This window comes from Helicobacter apodemus, assembly GCF_000765745.2.
GTDB classification, from domain to species: domain Bacteria; phylum Campylobacterota; class Campylobacteria; order Campylobacterales; family Helicobacteraceae; genus Helicobacter_D; species Helicobacter_D apodemus.
In genome coordinates this window covers 1-4,139 of record NZ_JRPC02000048.1, presented here as the reverse complement: position 1 = coordinate 4,139, position 4,139 = coordinate 1, and the positions used below count along the sequence as shown (strand labels likewise).

Sequence of the window (4,139 nt, the reverse complement as noted above, 5' to 3'; positions counted from 1 at the left end):
CCAAGCTTGTAAAGATACACCAACGCAAGAACTGCTAAATATAGAGAGTGGATTTGATGATATGCGTTTTATTAAAATCTTTAAGCATTTATTTGATTTGCAAGAAAAAGCTAAGGTGATAGATTTGTGAGTGAATTTAAGGCAAATATAAGAAAAAGTGCAGACTATGCACTTTTTCTTAAAAATAGCTTAAAACAAAGTATCATATTCACATTTGTTTTAAAAATGCAGTAAAAGCTTTAATAGCTTCATCCTTGCTTGTGTATTGACTTAGATTAATAGATACAATTCCTTTTTTCTCATTGAAAGAAATGGGGATGTTTTTGGGTTTTATTTTATTCGACAAATACTCTGCTTTTATAGCTTTTAAATCTATTTCCTTTTTAAAATATCTCTCAAATGCTTCTACTTGCTTTGATTCAGATTTTATTTTTGCAATTACTTCTAAAACCTCTAAAGGAATCTTTTGTCTATTTAAAATTTCTTGTTGCACTTTTTTACAAAGTTTTAACAAAGACATAACCTTTTTCACATATCTCTCACTCTTTCCAATCCCATTTGCAATATCTTCATAGGTCCTAAATACTCCATTATCAATGAGGCGATTAAACGCTAAAGCTAATTCTAAGTGCGATAAGTTTTCTCGTTGGATATTCTCAATAAGGGTTTGTGATGAAGAAACCCTTTTAAACTCATCAAGTGTATAATCTCTTAAGAGAGCTTGAATTTTTTCATAGCCTAGTTTTTGGTAAGCCTTAACGCGTCTATGCCCAGCAATAATATAGTATTTAGATTCAACAACTCCAATAATAATAGGCTGGATTAATCCACTCTTTTTTATAGAATCAGCTAACTCATTGATACTTTCTTCCTTGTATTCCATTCTTGGTTGGTAGGGATTCTCTAATAGCTCATTAATCTCCACTTCTTGTCCTGCCATTCTTTGTCTTTTTAAGGTGGCATTACTAAAATCGGCTCCTATTTTAGTAATTGCATTGATTCTAGATACATTCTTTAATTGCATTAACTATCCTTTGTTCTATTTCTTTTTTCAAAGAATTAATTTCTGATTTAGCTTGAAAATTTGTGCTTTCATAAATTGTTTGGGCAGCATTAAATGTTTTTCTATAAATGCTTCTGTCACGGATAATTGTATTCATTAATCTAAATTTAGGACTACTATTACATATAGATTTAATCACTTCAAAATTTGTTGCATTATGATATGCTCTATTAATCAAAACACAAGATGATATTTCGTGATTGATTTGTTGTTGTATTTCATTTAAAATATCTGCAAATGTTTGAAGCCCAAATAGTTCAGAATTATTTTCAAATGCAGGAGTTATTATAATATTTGCATAAGCAATAGCTAAACGGACCAAATTATCATCAAATCCTCCGGTATCAACAATGATATATTCAGATAATGAAGCTTTTTTCATTGCTGATAAAAATTCATCAGGAGAGCTAATTTCTAAGACTTTGAAAGGTTTTAAGCCAAATTGCTTCCTTAATTCATTATTTCTCGTTAATGTCCTTTGGAAATCCAAATCTAGTATTGTGCCATTAAATGCACCTGCTAGATTCCAAGAAATCATACTTTTTCCAACTCCACCTTTGGTGTGTGCAACTGTAATTATTGCCATTGTAATCCTTTTATTTGTTCTTTTGACATAGATTTAATTCTTCCTATTGTTTTTTCATTATTTTCTAACACAAGCGTAAATGTATCTTCAATATCTCCATCTTCAATATCTACCAATGTAAATAATTCATTATTCATAAGAAATGTTTTTGACTTATACTCCTTTAATAATAATTCTTTGTGAGAGAAGAATTTACCAATTAAGCTTTGATTTTTATACATAAAGCTCCAAATATGATATGCTTCATCACTTGATAAAACTTTCTGTGTTGTATTATTAACAATAAGGGAATTTTGGTTAATGGAGAAAGTGGTTTCAAGAGAGTAGTTTAAAACACCTTGAATAACACTTTTTCCTTTATATTTTTCTATTACTTGTTTTTTAAATTGATTAAAATCTGATTTTAAATATTCTGAATCATAGTTTGTTTTTTTATGGTGGAAAAAAAGTGTTACCCCTATTGTTTTATTTTTATTTTTCTTGAGTTCAAAATTTACTACAATATCTAATGAATCATTTTTATTAATTTCTTGTATTGGCTCTTTAATGCACCTTTTCACTAAAATATTAGGTTGTGAAAAATAGCTTTGATGATCTTTTTTGTTGAGTGAAAAAATTCTTTGAATGGATTCTAAAGAAAGATATATAGTATTTTTAAATGCTTTCTCTGTGTTTGAACCAAGAAGCATTTTTAAATATTGATAAAGTATCCTAGAATGAATAGAACGAAGCATATTAAGATTTCCACAAAGCATTTTAGTATATTCTTGTTGTGGTATAACTCTAGCTTTATTAAAATCTTTACCCAACTGAATGATGACCTCATTTGTGGTATAGTCAATTTCGGCTCTTGTAAAAATAGAAGCGGATCCAAATCCTGTTTTTGTCATCCATTTATAAGTTATAGATACAAGATCATCTAAGCCTTGTGCAATTTCTTTCTTATTAATTCTTTTTTTAGAAACACCATCAAGCATACAACTATAAAATAAGTTATAGTCGATTCTAAGAATCCTATCTTCTTGTAGCTCCATACTTGCATCAATTTGGTCATTTTTGATAAGATATTGTATTGTAGCAATAATGGAGTCAAATAGTTTAGCTTGAGTAAGAGTCATTTGTCTCTTTATCATTTGCACCTTTATAAACTCATTGTGCTTATTTATAGTAAAACCATTATCATTAACTTCTTGCTTCTTTTTATCTGAATTTTGCAAAAAACTCCTTTAGTTTGTTGAATTATATGTTTTTTATTCGCTTAAATCAAGTAAATTGTGGGATTGAAAAATTTTACTCAAACAAATTCTGCATAAAAATATTTTTATGGAACATCTAAAAGAACGCAATAGTTAGATTTCTACTCAAACAAATTCTGCATCTTTCTTAAAACCCAGCAAATGCCATAATTTACGATGCTAAACACTAATTTTATAATATTTTGACATTTTTACAGTCTTATACCTGCTAGTCTCCAATTACTATCCAACTAATCTCCAATTACTATCCTAATTTTAAAGATGCAGAATTTGTTTGAGTAAATGCAGAATTTGTTTGAGTAAATGCAGAATTTGTTTGAGTAAATGCAGAATTTGTTTGAGTAAATGCAGAATTTGTTTGAGTAAATGCAGAATTTGTTTGAGTAAATGCTTTGAAACTGCCTTTTTTACTCTACTAACGACATGCTCAAAATTTATAAATATATAAAATATAAAACTACTATGGTCAAATTTAAATAATTTCTTACGCAGAATTTGTTTGAGTAAGATATTTTTAAAATATTTTTTTAGAAAACTTTTATGATTATTTTGTCTTACAGGTTACCTTTTTTCGTAATAATTTTTGAATCTTTTAAATCAATTAATTTCAAGGAGAGACAAATGAGTGATGATTTGTTTAAATCAAAAAGAATATGGCTTTTTTTAATCTTATTTTTTGGATTATTCGCCACATTAGCAATCGCAGGGAATCAGACAGATACTTTGGGTTTAGGCAAAGTCTATGAAACCATTGAGCAATGGACAGGTGATAGGAATTTAAATTTATTAATTACGACCATTGTTGTAATTGTTGGTTTAATGCGTTGGTGGCAAATAGGAGGTATGGCAGGAGGTGTGCAGTTTGCATCTTTATTTATTCTAGCTGTTATTTTCTACAACTCTAATAAAATTGTTACTGCTCTTTATACAGGAATTTTTTAAAAGATGGCTACAAATGGATACATAAGTATTAATAAATTTATAGACCAGTTGCCTATGGTTGGTAATTGGGAGATGGATATTATCATAGTGTTTTTTGTTTTTGCATATATAGGTTTTTTTATTCCTGAGAGTTTCACCGCAACTATTGTTATTTTAGCTTTAGGAATGCTAATAACTTCTTTAACAAACAAACTAAAGAAAAGCAAAGTTAGAGGCTTTTTTAAACACATTCTCTATATGGTAGGAATTAAAAAAACAAAAACATTTCCACCCTCTTATATGCGATATTTTC

The 4,139-nt window shown here is 28.4% G+C and carries 5 protein-coding genes; 2 read left to right on the top strand and 3 right to left on the bottom strand.

Translation table 11 applies throughout. The features are described from left to right. Positions 1-208: 208 nt before the first annotated feature. From LS72_RS10090 to LS72_RS10080, 3 genes are read right to left on the bottom strand one after another with little or no spacing between them, the layout of a single operon-like run. Positions 209-1,024, bottom strand: coding sequence for a ParB/RepB/Spo0J family partition protein (locus tag LS72_RS10090; RefSeq protein WP_138155326.1), 816 nt, complete (start codon positions 1,022-1,024; stop codon positions 209-211). Further along, the gene (locus LS72_RS10085; RefSeq protein ID WP_034555223.1) at positions 1,002-1,649 is read right to left on the bottom strand and encodes a ParA family protein; all 648 of its coding nucleotides are present in this window, start codon (positions 1,647-1,649) and stop codon (positions 1,002-1,004) included. The genes LS72_RS10090 and LS72_RS10085 overlap by 23 nt, the downstream gene beginning before the upstream one ends. Further along, positions 1,640-2,866: a replication initiation protein gene (locus LS72_RS10080; RefSeq protein ID WP_034555222.1), complete on the bottom strand. Its 1,227-nt coding sequence runs from the start codon at positions 2,864-2,866 to the stop codon at positions 1,640-1,642. Before LS72_RS10080 ends, LS72_RS10085 begins: the two co-directional genes overlap by 10 nt. Before the next feature lie 660 nt (positions 2,867-3,526). On the opposite strand from LS72_RS10080, the gene LS72_RS10075 reads away from it, so the two are divergent. Next, a complete protein-coding gene (locus tag LS72_RS10075) occupies positions 3,527-3,847 on the top strand; it encodes a hypothetical protein (protein WP_138155325.1) in 321 nt (106 codons plus the stop codon). A 3-nt stretch (positions 3,848-3,850) separates the two neighbouring features. Then, positions 3,851-4,139: type IV conjugative transfer system protein TraL (gene traL, locus LS72_RS10070; RefSeq protein WP_138155324.1), on the top strand; the 289-nt coding region annotated here is incomplete at its 3' end.

Excerpts from the sequence above, each read along its gene's own strand:
- LS72_RS10090 (WP_138155326.1), bottom strand. The coding sequence starts at position 1,024 with ATGCAATTAAAGAATGTATCTAGAATCAATGCAATTACTAAAATAGGA.
- LS72_RS10085 (WP_034555223.1), bottom strand. The coding sequence starts at position 1,649 with ATGGCAATAATTACAGTTGCACACACCAAAGGTGGAGTTGGAAAAAGT.
- LS72_RS10075 (WP_138155325.1), top strand. The coding sequence starts at position 3,527 with ATGAGTGATGATTTGTTTAAATCAAAAAGAATATGGCTTTTTTTAATC.